General features: G+C 56.6%; 16 protein-coding genes. 12 read left to right on the top strand and 4 right to left on the bottom strand.

What is annotated here, in order from left to right:
• Both ABDK75_RS10370 and ABDK75_RS10365 read left to right on the top strand, forming a co-directional pair.
• A partial coding sequence (locus ABDK75_RS10370) for a hypothetical protein (protein WP_346005807.1) occupies positions 1-258 on the top strand: 258 nt, incomplete at its 5' end.
• Positions 259-272: 14 nt separating this feature from the next.
• Entirely contained in the window at positions 273-1,124 is an 852-nt protein-coding gene (locus tag ABDK75_RS10365; RefSeq protein WP_346005806.1) for a hypothetical protein, read from the top strand.
• 40 nt (positions 1,125-1,164) lie between these two features.
• On the opposite strand, the gene purD is transcribed toward ABDK75_RS10365, so the two are convergent.
• Complete coding sequence (purD, locus tag ABDK75_RS10360; RefSeq protein WP_346005805.1) at positions 1,165-2,394, bottom strand: phosphoribosylamine--glycine ligase; 1,230 nt, start codon at positions 2,392-2,394, stop codon at positions 1,165-1,167.
• A gap of 77 nt (positions 2,395-2,471) precedes the next feature.
• Between purD and xseA the strand changes: the two genes are divergently transcribed.
• The 4 genes from xseA to ABDK75_RS10340 all read left to right on the top strand — a co-directional run bounded on the left by xseA (position 2,472) and on the right by ABDK75_RS10340 (position 5,784).
• Positions 2,472-3,968: an exodeoxyribonuclease VII large subunit gene (xseA, locus tag ABDK75_RS10355; protein WP_346005804.1), complete on the top strand. Its 1,497-nt coding sequence runs from the start codon at positions 2,472-2,474 to the stop codon at positions 3,966-3,968.
• A gap of 45 nt (positions 3,969-4,013) precedes the next feature.
• On the top strand, positions 4,014-4,379 hold the full coding sequence (locus ABDK75_RS10350) for a hypothetical protein (RefSeq protein ID WP_211496566.1): 366 nt from the start codon (positions 4,014-4,016) through the stop codon (positions 4,377-4,379).
• A gap of 84 nt (positions 4,380-4,463) precedes the next feature.
• Positions 4,464-4,817, top strand: a complete 354-nt coding sequence (locus ABDK75_RS10345; RefSeq protein WP_346005803.1) for a zinc ribbon domain-containing protein YjdM — start codon at positions 4,464-4,466, stop codon at positions 4,815-4,817.
• Between the two features lie 115 nt (positions 4,818-4,932).
• Positions 4,933-5,784, top strand: coding sequence for an NmrA family NAD(P)-binding protein (locus ABDK75_RS10340; RefSeq protein ID WP_346005801.1), 852 nt, complete (start codon positions 4,933-4,935; stop codon positions 5,782-5,784).
• A gap of 66 nt (positions 5,785-5,850) precedes the next feature.
• Here ABDK75_RS10340 and ABDK75_RS10335 read toward each other — a convergent pair whose 3' ends face one another.
• On the bottom strand, positions 5,851-8,628 hold the full coding sequence (locus ABDK75_RS10335; protein WP_346005800.1) for an Rne/Rng family ribonuclease: 2,778 nt from the start codon (positions 8,626-8,628) through the stop codon (positions 5,851-5,853).
• Positions 8,629-9,172: 544 nt separating this feature from the next.
• Between ABDK75_RS10335 and ABDK75_RS10330 the strand changes: the two genes are divergently transcribed.
• From ABDK75_RS10330 to ABDK75_RS10320, 3 genes are all read left to right on the top strand, one after another.
• A complete protein-coding gene (locus tag ABDK75_RS10330; RefSeq protein WP_249195103.1) occupies positions 9,173-10,018 on the top strand; it encodes an N-acetylmuramoyl-L-alanine amidase in 846 nt (281 codons plus the stop codon).
• A 205-nt stretch (positions 10,019-10,223) separates the two neighbouring features.
• Entirely contained in the window at positions 10,224-11,792 is a 1,569-nt protein-coding gene (locus ABDK75_RS10325) for a 2-isopropylmalate synthase (protein WP_046899736.1), read from the top strand.
• Between the two features lie 114 nt (positions 11,793-11,906).
• Positions 11,907-12,674 carry a sulfite exporter TauE/SafE family protein gene (locus ABDK75_RS10320; RefSeq protein WP_099210484.1) on the top strand — a complete coding sequence of 256 codons (768 nt, stop codon included), beginning with the start codon at positions 11,907-11,909 and terminating at the stop codon, positions 12,672-12,674.
• Positions 12,675-12,693: 19 nt separating this feature from the next.
• On the opposite strand, the gene ABDK75_RS10315 is transcribed toward ABDK75_RS10320, so the two are convergent.
• Positions 12,694-13,158 (bottom strand): hypothetical protein, encoded by a 465-nt coding sequence (locus tag ABDK75_RS10315; RefSeq protein WP_211496562.1) that lies wholly within the window; start codon positions 13,156-13,158, stop codon positions 12,694-12,696.
• Positions 13,159-13,203: 45 nt separating this feature from the next.
• Positions 13,204-13,461, bottom strand: a complete 258-nt coding sequence (locus tag ABDK75_RS10310) for a hypothetical protein (RefSeq protein WP_046899876.1) — start codon at positions 13,459-13,461, stop codon at positions 13,204-13,206.
• A 304-nt stretch (positions 13,462-13,765) separates the two neighbouring features.
• On the opposite strand from ABDK75_RS10310, the gene ABDK75_RS10305 reads away from it, so the two are divergent.
• Genes ABDK75_RS10305 through ABDK75_RS10295 form a run of 3 tightly spaced genes read left to right on the top strand, consistent with a single transcriptional unit; the run spans position 13,766 to position 16,336 of the window.
• Positions 13,766-14,815, top strand: a complete 1,050-nt coding sequence (locus tag ABDK75_RS10305) for a rod shape-determining protein (RefSeq protein ID WP_007283695.1) — start codon at positions 13,766-13,768, stop codon at positions 14,813-14,815.
• Positions 14,816-14,831: 16 nt separating this feature from the next.
• On the top strand, positions 14,832-15,764 hold the full coding sequence (mreC, locus tag ABDK75_RS10300) for a rod shape-determining protein MreC (protein ID WP_346005799.1): 933 nt from the start codon (positions 14,832-14,834) through the stop codon (positions 15,762-15,764).
• A 5-nt stretch (positions 15,765-15,769) separates the two neighbouring features.
• Positions 15,770-16,336: a hypothetical protein gene (locus tag ABDK75_RS10295; protein WP_046899733.1), complete on the top strand. Its 567-nt coding sequence runs from the start codon at positions 15,770-15,772 to the stop codon at positions 16,334-16,336.
• The last annotated feature ends 13 nt before the right edge of the window (positions 16,337-16,349 follow it).

The raw sequence follows: 16,349 nt of genomic DNA, 5'->3' as shown, positions 1-16,349 counted from the left end.
AAGCGGGCAAGCCGTTCTTCAACATCAAAGAAACCCGGCTGCTTCATCTTTCATCATCCCCAATCAACTAAGGGGAAATGGAATCACAGAGCAGACCTCAATACCAGGGGGTTTTTCGAACCCTCCATGTTGGAGCTGAAAATCACGCCTGGGCTCATTCTGGAAGTTGTGAAGGATACTATGATCTTTCACAACATATTCACAAAGGACTCTTCTGTATTTCGTTCTTTTCGAGAAAAGCTGCTTTGCTTATTTTGAAGAGACGATTGGAAATGTCAGTTCTTAAGAGAGAAAAAGGGTTGTTGACATGGCCGATTGGTGAAGCCGTCATGTCGCATGAAATTATTAGTGCAGGTATGAGAACAGAAGAGCTCGCGCATTACTGTGATAGTTTAAGGCAGTATGATTGGGCGCCTGTTTATCTTGAAAAAGAAATTATCAACGAAACAGAAAAAACGTTTATTCATCCGGTTACAGAGATGAATGAGAAATTTATTGTTTCTAATTTTGTACAAGACTATCATTGCATGATTTCAGAAGAAGAGATCAGTAACGGAATTTCGCGGCATAGATCTCGGAAGATTAACGATTTTGAAGCCTATTCACGCCTTTTCCATTGCCCTCGGATCTATAATAATCCGGTTTTACGCGAAGATGTTGTCGATGATGCGCGTGAGCTTCTCACGGGAATTGATTTTGATCTGGCTTCCGAAGGGATGGCGTTAGATTGGCCCCAAGCCTTGGGTCAGGTTTACTCTGAATATCCTGAGAGGGTTTGTGCATCGCTTCCAAGTTATGACCGAAGCCACGCGATGTTTTTCGACAGAGAAGTTACTTTGCAAGTTTCACTTGGGGCGGATCAGGCATACACTCTTATTGTTGCTGCCCGTGATCCTGATTTAACATCTCATTTTGACGTTAAGTGTAAGGGAGAAATCTCGAGCTTCGAAAACGTGCCAGTCGCCTTCTACCAGCAGAAAGGGGAACTCCGTTTTTATGCGGTAAATTTCCCTGCGAAAAGCAACGAATTCGTGGTGGAGCAGAAAGGCCCAGATGGGTTCTGGTTGAACTTTATAAAAATTCTTCCAACAACCGATGCACTGCGAGCCCTTTCCACATCCTGATGCCCGAAGACACAGAAAGCCTGTTTCTTGAGCAGGCTTTCTAGAGGCCGATATCGGTCCGGAAGATCTTGTCTTCCCATTGAATGGCTGAGGCACCCTCATAGGCAAGGCGGCGTGCCTCTTCAGGGGTGCTTGCTTTGGCACAAACGGTCAGGACGCGGCCGCCATCAGCGACAAGCACTCCATCGACCAGTTTTGTGCCAGCATGGAAAACTGACACGCCCGGAACGGCTTCAGCACGTTCGATACCTGTGATGCGCCCTCCCTTCTTTGGGGCATCCGGATAGCCATTGGCGGCCAGCACCAGAGAAATGGAAGCCTCATCCAAAAATTCGGCAGCGGCATGTTCAAGATTGCCATTAGCAAGCGCTGCAAGAATGGGGAGCAGGTCTGACTTCAGGCGGATTAACAACGCCTGTGCTTCAGGGTCCCCAAACCGGACGTTATATTCAATCAGTTTTGGGCCTTCGCTGGTCAGCATCAGCCCTGCAAAGATCACACCGCGGAAAGGTGTTCCCCGGCGAACCATTTCTGCCAGCATCGGGCGAACGCTGAGATCAAGGGCTTTTTCCTGAGCTGCTCGGTCAAAAGCTGGTGGCGGAGAAATAGCGCCCATGCCACCCGTATTGGGGCCTGTATCGCCATCTCCGAGGCGTTTGTGGTCTCGTGCGGCACCGATCAGAACGGCTTTTTCGTCAGAGCAGAATGCGAAAAGGGAGACTTCTTCGCCCACAAGGCATTCTTCAATCACAAGCGGCATGCCCAGCTTGCGAATGGCATCCTCTGCCTCGTCCACGCTCAGCGCTACGACGACGCCTTTACCGGCGGCTAGTCCATCTGCTTTCACCACGATCGGTGCGCCGCGTCGACGCACAAATTCAAGGGCAGGAGCTTCTTCTTCAAAGCGCTCCCATTTTGCAGTTGGAATGGCTGCGGCGTCAACCACTTCTTTGGTGAAGGCTTTGCTACCCTCCAGCAGAGCTGCCGCCCTGGTCGGGCCAGCACATGGAATGCCAGCGTCCGCACAGGCATCAGCAAGGCCTGCGACCAAAGGGGCTTCAGGTCCGGGGACGATCAGATCAATTTTCTGCTCTTTTGCAAAGGCAACAAGACCGGCGACGTCATCAACCTTGAGGGGAACCAAGGTAGCCAAAGACGCTATGCCAGGATTGCCAGGCGCCGCATAAAGTGCCGTAAGACTGGGCGAGCGCGCCAGACATGTTGCCAGGGCGTGTTCGCGCCCTCCGGAACCGACCAGCAAAACGCGCATTCCGCTCTCCCTTTTTCATCTGCGGGTCCCTGAGATCAGGGCTTCGTCTGACGGCGTGCGTAGCATAGACTGGCGCCATGATGGAGAGTGATGCCGCGTCTGCACGCGGGAATGTGCCGCAATATTCAGTTTCCGAGATTTCCGGGGCCATCAAGCGCACGCTTGAGACCGGATTCGGGCGTGTTCGTGTGCGTGGTGAGGTGACGGAACTCAAGCGTTACCCGTCAGGGCATATCTATCTGTCCCTGAAGGATGAGGGCGGAAAGATCTCCGGCGTCATCTGGCGTGGAACAGTCTCGCGTCTGGGAATGGCGCCCGAGAACGGTAATGAAGTCATCGCGACGGGGAAGGTCTCGTCCTACGGCGAGCGCTCCAGCTATCAGCTTATTATTGATCGGATGGAATTCGCAGGCGAAGGGGCTCTGCTCGCCAATATTGAGCGCTTGCGTCGCAAACTGCTTGATGAAGGACTGTTCGAAGCCGATCGCAAGAAACCCATTCCGTTTCTGCCATCGCTTGTCGGTGTCGTGACGTCACGGTCCGGGGCGGTTCTTCATGATATTCGTACGACCATTGAACGCCGCTTTCCCCGGGATGTGTTGTTGTGGCCCGTTGCCGTGCAGGGAGAGGGGGCTGCAGCCCAGATCGCTGCGGCCATTGACGGTATGGCACAGAGGTCTCGTCGCCCGGATGTTCTGATTGTGGCCCGTGGTGGTGGCTCTCTTGAAGATCTTATGGCCTTCAATGATGAGCGTGTTTTACGTGCCGTTGCAGCCTGTCCCATCCCGGTTATTTCGGCTGTCGGGCACGAGACAGACACCACCCTGATCGATCTTGTCTCAGACCGCCGTGCACCGACGCCAACGGCTGCGGCAGAAATGGCCGTGCCCTTGCGCTCTGAACTGGTCGCAGATCTGGCACATCGGACGGCCCGTCTGGCAGGTGGTTTGAGCCGCATCATGCAGACATCCCGGGCAAGGCTGGAGCAGGCTACATCGCGACTGCCAGATCTGCCGTCTCTTCTTGAGACTGCACGCATGCGTTTGGATGACCGGAGCCAGCGCCTTGATCTTGCTCTTCCAGCCTTTGTCATGCGCGCAAGAAGCCGTCTGGATGCTCCGGTACGGCAACTGCCGTCGCCGGAACTGATTGTCAGCCGGGCGAGGGCCGCCCTGACTGCGCCCTCAAGGCAGCTTCCGTCACCACGTTTAATGATCGAACGGCGACAAAGCGCTCTTCGTGCGTCAGAGACCGCTCTTGTCACGGCATGGCAGCGCGCGTCCCAACGGTTCCACCTTCGAGTAGAACGACAGAGACTGTCTCCTGAGACTCTTAATAGCGCCATCCGGCTTCAAAAAGCGCGTCTTGATGGGTTGGGAAGTCATCTGGAAGCGGTCTCCCCAAGGGCGATCCTCAGCCGGGGATATGTGCTCGTCCAGGATAGCAAGGGGCGTCCCGTGACCCATTCCGACGCGGAACCTTTGAACGGACGTGTGGTTCTGTCTTTCGCTGACGGCCAACGTGGGGCAAAACTCGATACCCTTCTTACGTCCCAGGCCGATCTGGGTCTTTAATGGTGAAGTGTCCGGGCGTGGCCCGGTTTGTGATCCGGAGTTCACATGCGTTCGTTCTGGTTGAGCCTTGTTGTCCTGCCTCTTCTGGCAGCTTGTGCGGAGCAGCCTTCCGCCCCATCTTCCAGCGCGGCCGTGCAGGCTCCCGCCCAGAAGATTCCCCCGCAGGATTTTGCTCCGGGATTAGCCGAAGAAGCTCCGGCAGACGGTCATAAGGTGCTTCTGAATGACCCGTCTGCGGCGTCAAATACGCCGCTTTGCGGGACAGCGCAGCGTGAAGCCAATCTGGCGGGATCAGCGCTCTATGCGCAGGGTTTGGCCACCACAACGTCGTCCTGCCCGCAGAATGCGTGTTTTGAACCTTTGACGGGAACATTCATTGCGGCAAACGGCAACAAGAGCGTTTGCCGGTAAAAATTTCCGGGCAGATTGAGCTGGCGCATTTCCCTATCATCTTCAGTGCTTTAAAGTGGATCTCACGAAAGAGTGAGGTTTAATATGACTGATGAGCTGAAATGTCCCAAATGTGGGTCGGAGCATGTTTATCCGGATGGGACCCTGTGGGTCTGTCCGGACTGCGGCAATGAATGGAACCCGGAAGAGGGCGGTCAGGCCGATGCTGGCGACGCATCTGCGGAAATCAAAGATGCCAATGGCAATGTTCTTGTAGATGGTGACAGCGTTACGGTTGCGAAGGACCTGAAGGTCAAAGGATCTTCGTTGGTTGTGAAAAGCGGCACCAAGGTCAAGAACATTCGTCTTGTTGATGCGACGGACGGACATAATATTGCCTGTAAGATCGCGGGAATTGGCGCAATGAACCTGAAGTCTGAATTCGTAAAAAAATCCTGACGGGTTACGCCATTTAGCTACATCGTGTGTGCTTTCATCAGCCTTCGTGGGGTCTCCTTACGGAGGCTGATGCCGTTCTGGGGGCACGCCTTTCGACGATACAGGGGATATAGGCATGTATGTCATTCTTGGCGGGACGGGCCATGTCGGCCGCGCTGTTGCACAAACTGTTCTGGCGGCAGGACATGATGTCTCGGTAGTAACCCGTCAGGTGGTTGCGGCCTCTGAACAACGCCATGCCGGCGTAGATTATGCGGCAGTGGATGTGAACGACACCGATACTCTGAGGGCACTTTTTCAGAGGGCGAAACGCGTATTCGTTCTCAATCCTCCTGCGGCAGTGTCTGGCAATACGGATGTGGAAGAACGCAAGACCGTATGCTCCATTTTGAAAGCATTGCGGGGCGTCGCTCTGGAAAAGGTCGTCGTGCAATCCACCTACGGCGCACAGCCTGGTGAGCACTGTGGTGATCTTGGCGTTTTGTATGAGCTGGAACAGGGTGCGCAGGCCCTGAACGTTCCGGTGTGTATTGTCCGCGCGGCCTATTACATGAGCAACTGGGCAGGGGCGATAAGCGCTGCAAAAGCAACAGGAGTGCTACAGACATTTCTGCCGTCAACACAGGCGTTTCCCATGGTTGCGCCAGAAGATGTTGGAAGCCTGGCAGGTCAGTTACTGATATCTGACGTCGAAGAGACGGGTATCCACAATATTGAGGGGCCGGAAAGCTACACGCCTTCAGATGTTGCTGCTGTCCTTTCCAGACTGGTAGGACGCGTCGTCCAGGTGCAGGTCATTCCCCAGGAGAGGTGGTATGAGGCCTATCGCGGAAACGGTTTCTCGAAAGAGGCCGCGCAGTCTTATGCGAACATGAGCGGGCTCTTTGTTCATCAACATTATGACCGCCCCGCAGACCCCGTGCGGGGCTCCACAAGCCTTGAAGGTTGCCTGAAGCGTTACGCATAAACCGGGCATAAAAAAAGCCGACCGGGAAATATCCGGTCGGCTTTTTGTTGAGGTGAGAAGCGGGTGTTACCGCTTCCACCAGCCCATGCGACGCGTCACCGGTGGCAACTCGTCAATGTTGATGGGCTGTAGCGTGTTTCCATCATCCGCTGCGGCGTCGTCGGCTTTGACAGCCTTGGTTGCGCGACGGGCGCGAGTACGCTTCGGCTTGGCGGTTGCCTCTTCCTCGGCGACAGGAGCTGAGGCCTCCGGAGCCATTGCTTCCACAACAACGTCGTCTGCCTTGGCTTCTGTAGCCTTGGTCGTGCGACGGGTGCGTGGGCGCTTTGGCTTTGCCGGAGCTTCCTCTTCCGTCGGAGCAGTCAGAGCAGCCACGACGACTTCTTCTGCCGCTACCGGTGCCGCAGCTTCAGCCTTCAGAGCCTTGGTGCTGCGGCGGCCTCTGGTGCGCTTTGGCTTTTCATGTTCTGCAGCAATCGGCTCGGCAGCGATCTCGGCAACGTCAACTACCGGAGCGCTCTCGACAGAAAGGCGAGCAGGGGTTGCTGTAGATGTCTGAAGCGGGCGGGAAGCCTGCTCCATTTCAGCCTGTTCGATCACATCGAAAATATCGAAGCTTCCACCGAACGGATCAGCCGGCGTCGGGCCTGCATATCCACGCGAAACAGGCTGGCGTTCTTCCCGGCGGCGCTGGGAAGGCTGCTGAACCGGAGCGTGGCGTGCTGGCTTAGGTGCTTCTTCCTGGACAGACACCTTTTCCTGCACCGGAGCTTCTGCTGCGACTTCGTCTTCCTTCTGAACACGCTTGAAGCGCGTCCGGCGACGACCCGGGATAAGACCGACTTCTTCGGTTTCATCGTCAGACCGGTGGACGGAAGGCTGTTCACCGTTTGGTTCGGCAGCATTGCCCTGAACGGTCTCGTTCTCGCCGTTCTGATCACGACGACCACGACGACGGCGGCGACGACGACGACGGTTGCCGTTGTTGCCCTCTTCCTCGTCACCCGTGTTGACTTCGACGTCTTCACTCCGGGCAGGCAACTCAGCCCGCGCTTCAACCGCGGCGGCCTGAGGAACGACAGGTGCCTCGTCCTCAATGATTTCGATCGTGCGAACGTTGTGAGGCGCAGCAATCTGAGCCGGTACTGGCTCTGGTGCCGGTGCAGCCGTCTGCGGACGGATACGCTCGATACGCATGTCTGCTGCGGGCAGATCTTCTTCCGTGCGGAAGATTACGCGCATGCGGTGACGCTGCTCAATGTCAGACAGCCAGTCGCGCTTGTTGTTCAGAATGTAGAGGGCAATGTCCGATCCGATGTGAACATCGATTTCGGCGGCACGCTGGCGGGTGCCTTCTTCATCGATGGCACGCAGCACATGAAGAGCGGAGCTTTCCGTACCGCGAATGAAGCCAGTGCCCTGACAGTGCGGGCAAGGCGTCAGCAGTGCTTCAGCGATGGACGGACGCAGACGCTGGCGGGACATTTCGAGTAGACCGAAATGAGAGATATGTCCGACCTGAATGCGCGCGCGATCAGTACGCAGGGATTCCTTAAGGCGCTTCTCGACCTGAGCGTTATGGCGACGGCTTTCCATGTCGATAAAGTCAATGACGACAAGGCCGGCCAGATCACGCAGGCGCAGCTGGCGCGCAACTTCTTCAGCAGCTTCAAGGTTCGTGCGGAGTGCCGTTTCCTCAATGTTGCGCTGGGACGTGGATTTGCCAGAGTTTACGTCGATGGCGACAAGTGCTTCCGTCTGGTTGATGACCAGATAGCCACCAGACTTCAGGCGTGCGGTCGGGGAGAACATCGCATCCAGATGCCCTTCGACGTTGTAACGCGCGAAGAGGCTTTGCCCACGGTTCTGCCAGAGCTTCACCTTGCCAGCGTTGTGCGGCATCAGCAGGCGCATGAACTCACGCGCACTTCTCCACGCAGATTCACCGTCGACCATGATGTCTTCGATGTCTTTGGAGAACAGGTCGCGAATGGCGCGCTTGATGAGGCTCGCTTCCTCGTAAACCAGTGTTGGGGCAACGGAAGACAGGGCGTGTGAGCGAATGTCGTCCCAGAGCTGAAGCAGGTATTCACAGTCGCGGATGATTTCCGGTCCTGGACGTCCTGCCCCTGCTGTCCGGACGATCATAGCCATCGTCTTGGGCAGGTTCAGCTCTGCAATGATGTCGCGCAGACGGCGACGATCCGTGTCAGAAGTAATCTTGCGAGAGACACCACCGCCACGCAGGGCGTTCGGCATCAGGACGCAATAACGGCCAGCAAGAGAAACGTAGGTGGTGAGGGCGGCGCCCTTGTTGCCACGCTCTTCTTTCACGACCTGAACGAGAAGGACCTGACGGCGGCGAATGACTTCCTGAATCTTGTAGTTGCGCAGGAAACGGGCTGTACGACGCGAAGCCGCGCTTTCCTCACCCGTGTCATGCTCGCCACCGACAGTCTCCGGTGCGCGACGATCCTGGTTGTCGTTCTCGTCCGTTTCTTCAGAAGCGGGCTCTTCCTCACTGTCCGGCAGTTCGGCGCGCTGTTCAGACGCAACCTCTTCTTCTTGGATGGCCAGAAGCTTCTCGCGATCTGCGACGGGGATCTGGAAGTAATCCGGGTGAATTTCGCTGAAGGCGAGGAAGCCGTGACGGTTTCCGCCGTATTCTACGAAAGCGGCCTGAAGGCTCGGCTCAACACGGATGACTTTGGCAAGGTAGATGTTGCCCTTGAGCTGTTTCTTGGACGATGTCTCGACGTCGTAATCTTCAACGCGGTCACCGTCCATGACCACAACACGCGTTTCTTCCGCGTGTGTGGTGTCGATAAGCATACGCTTGGTCATAGAAAACTGAACTCCACGATGCTCCAGTGTGGCGCTTTGGGCCAGAGGGAACACCTGATTGTACGGGGTGGAGGGGGCGGATCAGCCGGAATGCCAGACCGCGGGACGCATCTGGTCCCGTTTCGGTTAGGCTCCTGGCTGTGATCACGTCGCGTGACATTCGACCCCTGACAGACGTCCGGCCCGTGGTCTGGTACCGGATGAAAACGCACTCCGGTCAGGTTGTGAGCCTGTGCCGGACTGAACTAATCCTGCCGGAGCAGCCCGATCAGGACATGGCGCAGAAAATGTCCGGCACATGTCAAACGATGGGGCGTCGCGGCTCGGACGATCGAGGCGGGAGCGTTGTGGGAAAAGGATAAAAGCCCACAAACGATCGGACCGCTCTCTTCAGGTCCTTGGCGCACAGGATGACTTAAAGAAGGGCCGCTGGCAAGCAGGGCTTTTTCCGGCTCTCCAAAAGGTGCTTTGCCTTGTTTCAGACATTGTCCTGTGTCTGTTATGATTGAAGGTCCAGATGATCGAAAAGACGCAGGGTAAACGGATGCTGACGCGACGCATGGTAATGGAAGGTCTTGCCTGCCTCTCCACGGTGGCTCCCTTGAGTGCCATCGCCCGGACTAAGCACCCGACATCTCATTCCCCATCCGCCAAACCGCTTCAGGCACCGGCTGTTCACCGAAATGCGCCGCCGCCCAAACCGCTGGTCATGCTGGATCCCGGACATGGCGGGAAAGATCCTGGCGCAATCGGTATTTCCGGTACGTATGAGAAACATATTGCTGAAGCTGCTGCGACAGAACTGCGGCGCCAGCTTCTGGCGTCCGGACAGTACCGCGTGGCTATGACCCGTTCGGAGGACCATTTCATTCCCCTGGAAGGGCGCGTGGAAATGGCCCAGCAGCATCAGGCGCATCTCTTTATTTCTATGCACGCCGATGCGCTGCATGACCGTGATGTTCGCGGGGCGAGTGTCTATACGCTTTCCAGCGGAGCGTCGGATGCTCAGACAGCGGCTCTGGCTCAGCGGGAGAATAGTGCAGATCGGTTTGGCGGCCCTGCATTCCATGGCATGTCTCCCGACGTCCAGCAGATCCTTTCCAGCCTGGTTTCTGAAGAAACGCGGCGTGGGTCTGCGCACATGGCATCCAGCGTTGTAGGAGCATTTCGTAGTCGCATAGGACTGCTGACGCATCCGTCCCGTCATGCGGCTTTTGTGGTGTTGAAGTCTGCAGAAATACCGTCAGTTCTGGTGGAGATGGGTTTCATGTCCAACCGGCTGGATGAGGCTGCGTTACGGCAGGCTGTGCATCGCACGCAGGTTGCCAGCGCTATGAAAACTGCGGTCGATCGGTACTTTTCAACCCGCCCCGGTGTGATGACAGGTTGACCCTGAAAGAACGCAGGGCAGAGTTTTTAGTCATGTGGGTTGCGCATGACGAAAGAATCGGACATTTTCCGTGCCCATGACATTTCTTTCGATCCTCTCGCTTCGACTTATCGGCCCCTGAACGCCACATCAAGGCGGGCAGCGTTCCGTTGCGTTCAGGGGATGACAGACCAGAAAATTTCCTGACCAGCGAGATGATCAAGACATGACTTTCCAACACCCGTCCTTCGGTACAATTTCCGACGACCGCGTTATCATTTTCGATACGACGCTCCGTGACGGTGAACAGTCCCCCGGTTTCTCCATGAACCTCGAAGAGAAGCTCCGCATGGCTCATGCGTTGAGCGCTCTGGGCGTGGACGTTATTGAGGCAGGCTTCCCGGTCGCATCCAAGGACGACTTCGAAAGCGTGCGCAGCATTGCGGATGAAGTCCGTGGTTCCGTGATCTGCGGTCTGGCCCGTAGCGGTGGCAAGCGCGACATTGAATCCTGTGGTGAAGCCCTGAAGGGGGCTGAACGCTCCCGAATTCATAACTTCATTTCCACATCTCCGCTGCACATGAAGTATAAGCTGCGGATGGAGCCGGAAACGGTTCTGGACATCATTGCGTCTGGCAATCAGAAGGCACGTCAGTACACGGATGACGTGGAATGGTCTGCTGAAGACGGTTCCCGTACGGACCCTGACTTCCTGTGCCGTTGTGTCGAAGTCGCCATCAAAAATGGTGCGAACACCATCAACATTCCTGACACCGTAGGCTTTGCAACGCCCGAAGAAATGCGACGCATTTTTGATATGCTGCGTGAACGGGTGCCGGGCGCGGATCAGGTGATTTTCTCCACCCATAACCACAATGATCTGGGCTTGGGCGTTGCAAATACGCTGGCCGCTGTCGAAGGCGGTGCCCGTCAGATCGAATGCACGATCAATGGCATCGGTGAGCGTGCTGGTAATGCTGCGTTGGAAGAAATCGTCATGGCGCTGCGGACGCGTCATGACCAGTACGGCAAGGTGACGGGCATCGAGACGCCGAAGCTGCTGGGCATGTCCCGGATGCTGGCGACGATCACGGGCTTCGACGTGCAGCCGAACAAGGCCATCGTTGGCCGGAACGCCTTCGCACATGAAAGTGGCATCCATCAGGACGGTGTTCTGAAGAACGCAGCCACGTATGAAATCATGACGCCGGAAAGCGTGGGTTGGAACAAGAGCTCGCTGGTGATGGGCAAGCATTCCGGCCGTGCGGCATTCCGCGACAAGCTGGCTCAGCTTGGCTACCCGCCGCTGGAAGACGAGGCTCTGAACGCTGCTTTTGCCCGGTTCAAGGATCTGGCTGACAGCAAGAAGGTCGTGTTCGATGACGATATCTGCGCACTGGTCGATGATGAAAGCCGCGATCACGAGCGTGTTCATCTGATTTCTCTGGAAGTTGCGTCCGGTACCAAGCAGAAGTCTCAGGTCAAGCTGGAAATCAGCGTTGATGGCGCCATCCAGTATGCGGCTGTCAGTGGAAATGGCCCGGTTGACGCGGCATTCCGTGCCATCGGTGAGGCATTCCCTCATTCAGCCGAACTGGCGCTGTTCTCTGTGGCAAACGTCACGGAAGGAACGGACGCTCAGGCCCGCACCACGGTCCGTTTGCAGGAAAATGGTAAGCTCGTAGACGGTCAGGGTGCTGATGCCGATACGGTTGTGTCTGCTGTTCGTGCTTATATCCATGCTCTGAATAAGCTGCTCACCAAGCGTGAGCGGACCGAGCCTGAAGCACTCTAAGTTTCGAACGAACCATGAGAGATCATCAATAAACTAATTAATATAGTTTATTGATGATCTAGACAAAAATAACACGATTGATATTGTCTCCTTCTGGATTTGGAAGGGGCAGCTATGCCGCATTCGTGGCTTTATACGGCGTCGGGTCTTTTTGTAGGCTTTCTGGTGGGCATGACCGGAGTGGGGGGAGGGTCCCTCATGACGCCGCTGCTGATCCTGCTGTTTGGGGCAAAGCCTCAGTCAGCTGTCGGAACAGACCTGCTTTACGCAGCCGTTACGAAAATTGTTGGCACCGGCCTCAACCGTCATATGGGCGTTGTGAACTGGAAGATTGTTGGCTGGCAGATGGCGGGGAGTCTTCCGGCAGGTCTTCTGTGCCTGATTTTCCTGCACCATGCGGGTATGTCGGACGCTGCGTCGCGTCTGATTCAAGTTGTTCTTGGCGTAGCTCTGCTTCTGACGGCACCGGCAATTTTGCTGAAGCCGAGGCTCAGAACATGGGCTGAAGGGCGTAAGCCTCTGAGCAATACGGCTGAAACCGTTTTGACCGTTTTGCTTGGTATTTTGTTGGGAACGCTGGTGACGCTGTCGTCAGTGGGCGCTGGGGCTGTCGGCATGGCTGCTCTGACGATGCTGTATCCGCGTCTGACAACACGAACGCTCGTTGCAACGGATATCGCGCACGCAGTGCCATTAACCCTGATTGCAGGGGGAGGTCACTGGCTGGAAGGGGCGGTTGATACTGCCGTGCTTCTCGCGTTGCTGATGGGGTCCATTCCGGGAATTATTTTGGGAACGTTATGTGCAGGCAAATTGCACGAAGACACCCAGCGGTGGGTTCTGGGTATTCTTCTCGCCGTTATTGGTTTCCGGATGATCTAACATCCGGAAACCGTGAAACTCAGTAGCCGTAATTGCTCTGCTGAGGGTAGCTGCCGTTGTTATAGCCCTGCTGCTGAGGGTACGGGTTCTGGCAGTTCGTGTTGGGTGGGCACTGATACTGCTGTTGCTGCTGCGGATAGGTCGGGTACTGACCGTTCTGCTGCTGATAGCCCTGAGGGTAACCACCCTGCTGAGGGTAACCATTCTGGTACCCACCCTGCTGGTAGCTGGGGCGATTAGGGGCGGTAACAGCACCTGTCGTCGCACCAAGGGCCCCGCCGGCGAGTGCACCAATCGCTGCACCGCGACCACCGCCAGCAAGTGCGCCGATGGCTGCACCTGCACCACCACCCAGGAGACCACCGCCGAGCGCGCGGGATCCTGGATCATAATTTCCCTGACAACCGCCGAGGGAAAGAACGGTCGCAAAAGCTCCAATCAGGGCGACGCCCCGAACAGCAGAGCGGTCGATAACGGACCTCATGTCACAAATCCTTAGAGTTCATGGTCGCCAAGCCCGGTGTCAGTCTCAGTAACCGTTCCGTGAACGCTGGCTTGGCGTGGTCGCCGCACCAACAGCAGCGCCTGTACCACCACCTGCAAGTGCGCCGATAGCCGCGCCGCGTCCACCGCCAGCAAGTGCACCAATAGCTGCACCGGCACCTGCGCCTACAAGTGCGCCAGAGCCTGCGCGGGCGCCACTGTCGTACGGGCTGCCGCAACCAGCAAGGGCAGCGCCACAAAGAGTCAGGACGGCGATCAGGCGAGGAGTCTTGGTGATGTTCATGTTTTTATGTCCTGTTCTGTTTTGTTTCTCCGAACTCCAGTCATCTTTCAGAAAGGAATGTCGGATAAGACCATGTAGTGGTAACGTGGAGAACGTGACTGAAGGGTGGCAGGATTGAGGCGCGGAAAGATTTTTTTCCATGTCCTGATGTCGCGTGATGAAAAGTTGTTCGTCATGAATGACATTATCCGAACTGTTACCCTTGCTGAACGGCCTTTGCATCGTTAAGTCCACCCGCGGGGAGCCCGCCCCACTTTACGATATATAATCTGTCTGCCGCACAGAGCCGCGCCAGGAGTTTTGGATGTTTTCTCGTCTGCTGGGTCTCATGTCTGCTGACATGGCGATCGACCTCGGCACTGCCAACACGCTCGTTTACGTTAAAGGCCGCGGCATCGTGCTCGATGAGCCGTCTGTGGTTGCCATCGCTGAAGTGCGCGGCAAAAAGCAGGTTCTGGCTGTTGGTAACGAAGCCAAGCAGATGGTCGGGCGTACGCCTGGCAACATCACCGCCATCCGTCCGCTGCGGGACGGCGTCATTGCGGACTTCGAAGTCGCGGAAGAAATGATCAAGCACTTCATTCGTAAAGTGCATAACCGGCGGGCTTTCGCGAGTCCGCAGATCATCATCTGCGTTCCTTCCGGTGCAACGGCTGTTGAACGTCGGGCCATTCAGGAAAGTGCCGAGAGCGCGGGTGCCCGTAAAGTCATGCTGATCGAAGAGCCAATGGCAGCCGCAATCGGTGCAGGCCTCCCGGTCACTGAGCCGTCTGGCAGCATGATCGTGGATATCGGTGGCGGGACGACGGAAGTGGCCGTGATCTCACTCGGTGGCATTGTCTATGCTCGTTCTGCCCGTGTTGGTGGAGACAAGATGGACGAGGCCATCATCTCCTACATCCGGAAGACCTATAATCTTCTCGTAGGCGAAAGCTCTGCCGAGCGTATCAAGATCGAGCTTGGCGCCGCCATGATGCCTGATGATCCATCCAATCCGGATGGTCCCATCACGGAAATCAAAGGCAGGGACCTGATCAACGGCGTGCCGCGTGAAGTGATGGTCAGCCAGGCCCAGATTGCCGAAAGTCTGGCAGAGCCGGTCATGCAGATCGTGGATGCCGTGACGACAGCACTGGAAAATACGCCACCTGAACTGGCTGCCGATATCGTGGACAAGGGCATTGTCCTCTCCGGCGGTGGTGCGCTCCTGTACCGCCTCGATGAGGTTCTGCGTCTCTACACCGGGCTTCCTGTGACCGTGGCTGAGAATGCGCTGTCGTGCGTGGCGCTGGGAACGGGGCGTGCGCTCGAAGAAATGCGCCGTCTGCGCAGTGTTCTGAGCAGCATGTACTGAACCAGGACACAGTTCAGTGTTCTCCATCCACACTCGGCAGGTGTTCGCACGAGCAACTCTGCCGATCCTGATCCTCTTCGCAGTGGCACTGGTCCTGCTTGGGCTGGTTCGGCGGCCGGTAGTGGATGGGGCACGTCTGCAGGCCACGGATATTCTGGCGCCTGCTTATCAGGCTCTTGTTCTGCCCCAGGCCAAATTGCAGGACTGGCTGGTAGATCTACGAGGTGCGACGGATCTTGCACGGGAGAACTCCCGTCTGCGAGATGAGAATCGTGCTCTGCGTCACTGGTATGATGTGGCTGTGGCTCTGGCAGCCGAAAATGGCCGCCTGAAGAATAGCCTTCACTGGATTCCGGAAAGTATCCCCCAGTATGTGACCGGCCGCGTTACGCGTGATGATGGTGGGCCTTACTCACGCGCTGTTCTGCTGGATGTTGGCAGCGGGCATCAGGTTCATATGGGCGATGTGGCGTTGGATTCGTCTGGGCTGTTAGGGCGTGTCACAGAGGTCGGGCCTCATACGGTCCGTGTTCTGCTCATCAATGATGATGCCAGCCGAATTCCTGTCACGCTGGCGGCATCTCATGGAGATGCCATTATGGCCGGGGATGACACGGATACACCCCGACTGATTTATTACCCGCAGGACCACCATCCCATTGAAGGGGAACGTGTGGAGACGCGCGGGCAGAGCGCAATGCCTGCGGGCCTTCCGATTGGAACGGTTCATTACCTCGCTCCCAACCGGCCGGTTGTAATGCCGGACGCTGACTTGCGCCGTCTGGATATCGTGCGCGTCTTTGACTACGGTGACGACGGCGGCCAGGCTCCTGATGCGCCAGGGCGCGTCAAGATCCGGCGCCCTCCTTCAGAACCTGCGTTGCCGGGTGGATTGTCGTTCCCCAAATTACCGGGAATGTCTGAACCTTTGGGGAAGGGAGGGCAATAATCGGAATGGTTGCCGAAAACTCCACCCCCCATTTGCATTCTGCTGTTGAGCCGAAACAGACGCTCCGCCGCCGGCTGGACATGTTTGTTCGCGCGGCCATGCCGTCGCTGTTCATCATTCTGGTGGCGGTTCTGCTATCTGCGCCTTTTGGAATTCCCGGGCAGGCAGAGCTTCAGTTTGGCATCGCCATGTGTACAGTCTGGTTCTGGGCCTTTAGTCGCCCACGTTCCATGCCGGCCCTGGCCGTCTTTGTGTGCGGACTCGTTCTGGAACTGTTCAGTTTTGGTCCGCCGGGTGCCATTCTTCTGTCACTGCTCGTGATTTACGGAGTGGCCCATCACTGGCGCTATGGGTTGTCCCGCTTGGGATTCGTAGCCTGCTGGCTGATTTTCAGCTTTCTGGCGGCGCTGGCATCCTTTTTTCAGTGGGCTCTCGTCTGTCTGCATGCATTTGCGCTATTATCGCCCGCACCAGGCCTCTTTCAGGCTGCGCTAACAATCGGTATCTATCCCAGCCTTACCGCGCTGTTTGTCTGGGGCCGCCGCACGTTTGCCAATCCCGATCAGGCCTGACGGCGCATTTTCG

The sequence above is a fragment of the Gluconobacter sp. OJA genome (assembly GCF_039638325.1).
Taxonomy (GTDB): Bacteria; Pseudomonadota; Alphaproteobacteria; order Acetobacterales; family Acetobacteraceae; genus Gluconobacter; species Gluconobacter cerinus.
The sequence above is the reverse complement of the archived record's forward strand: the minus strand, read 5'-3'. Positions and strand labels throughout refer to the sequence as shown.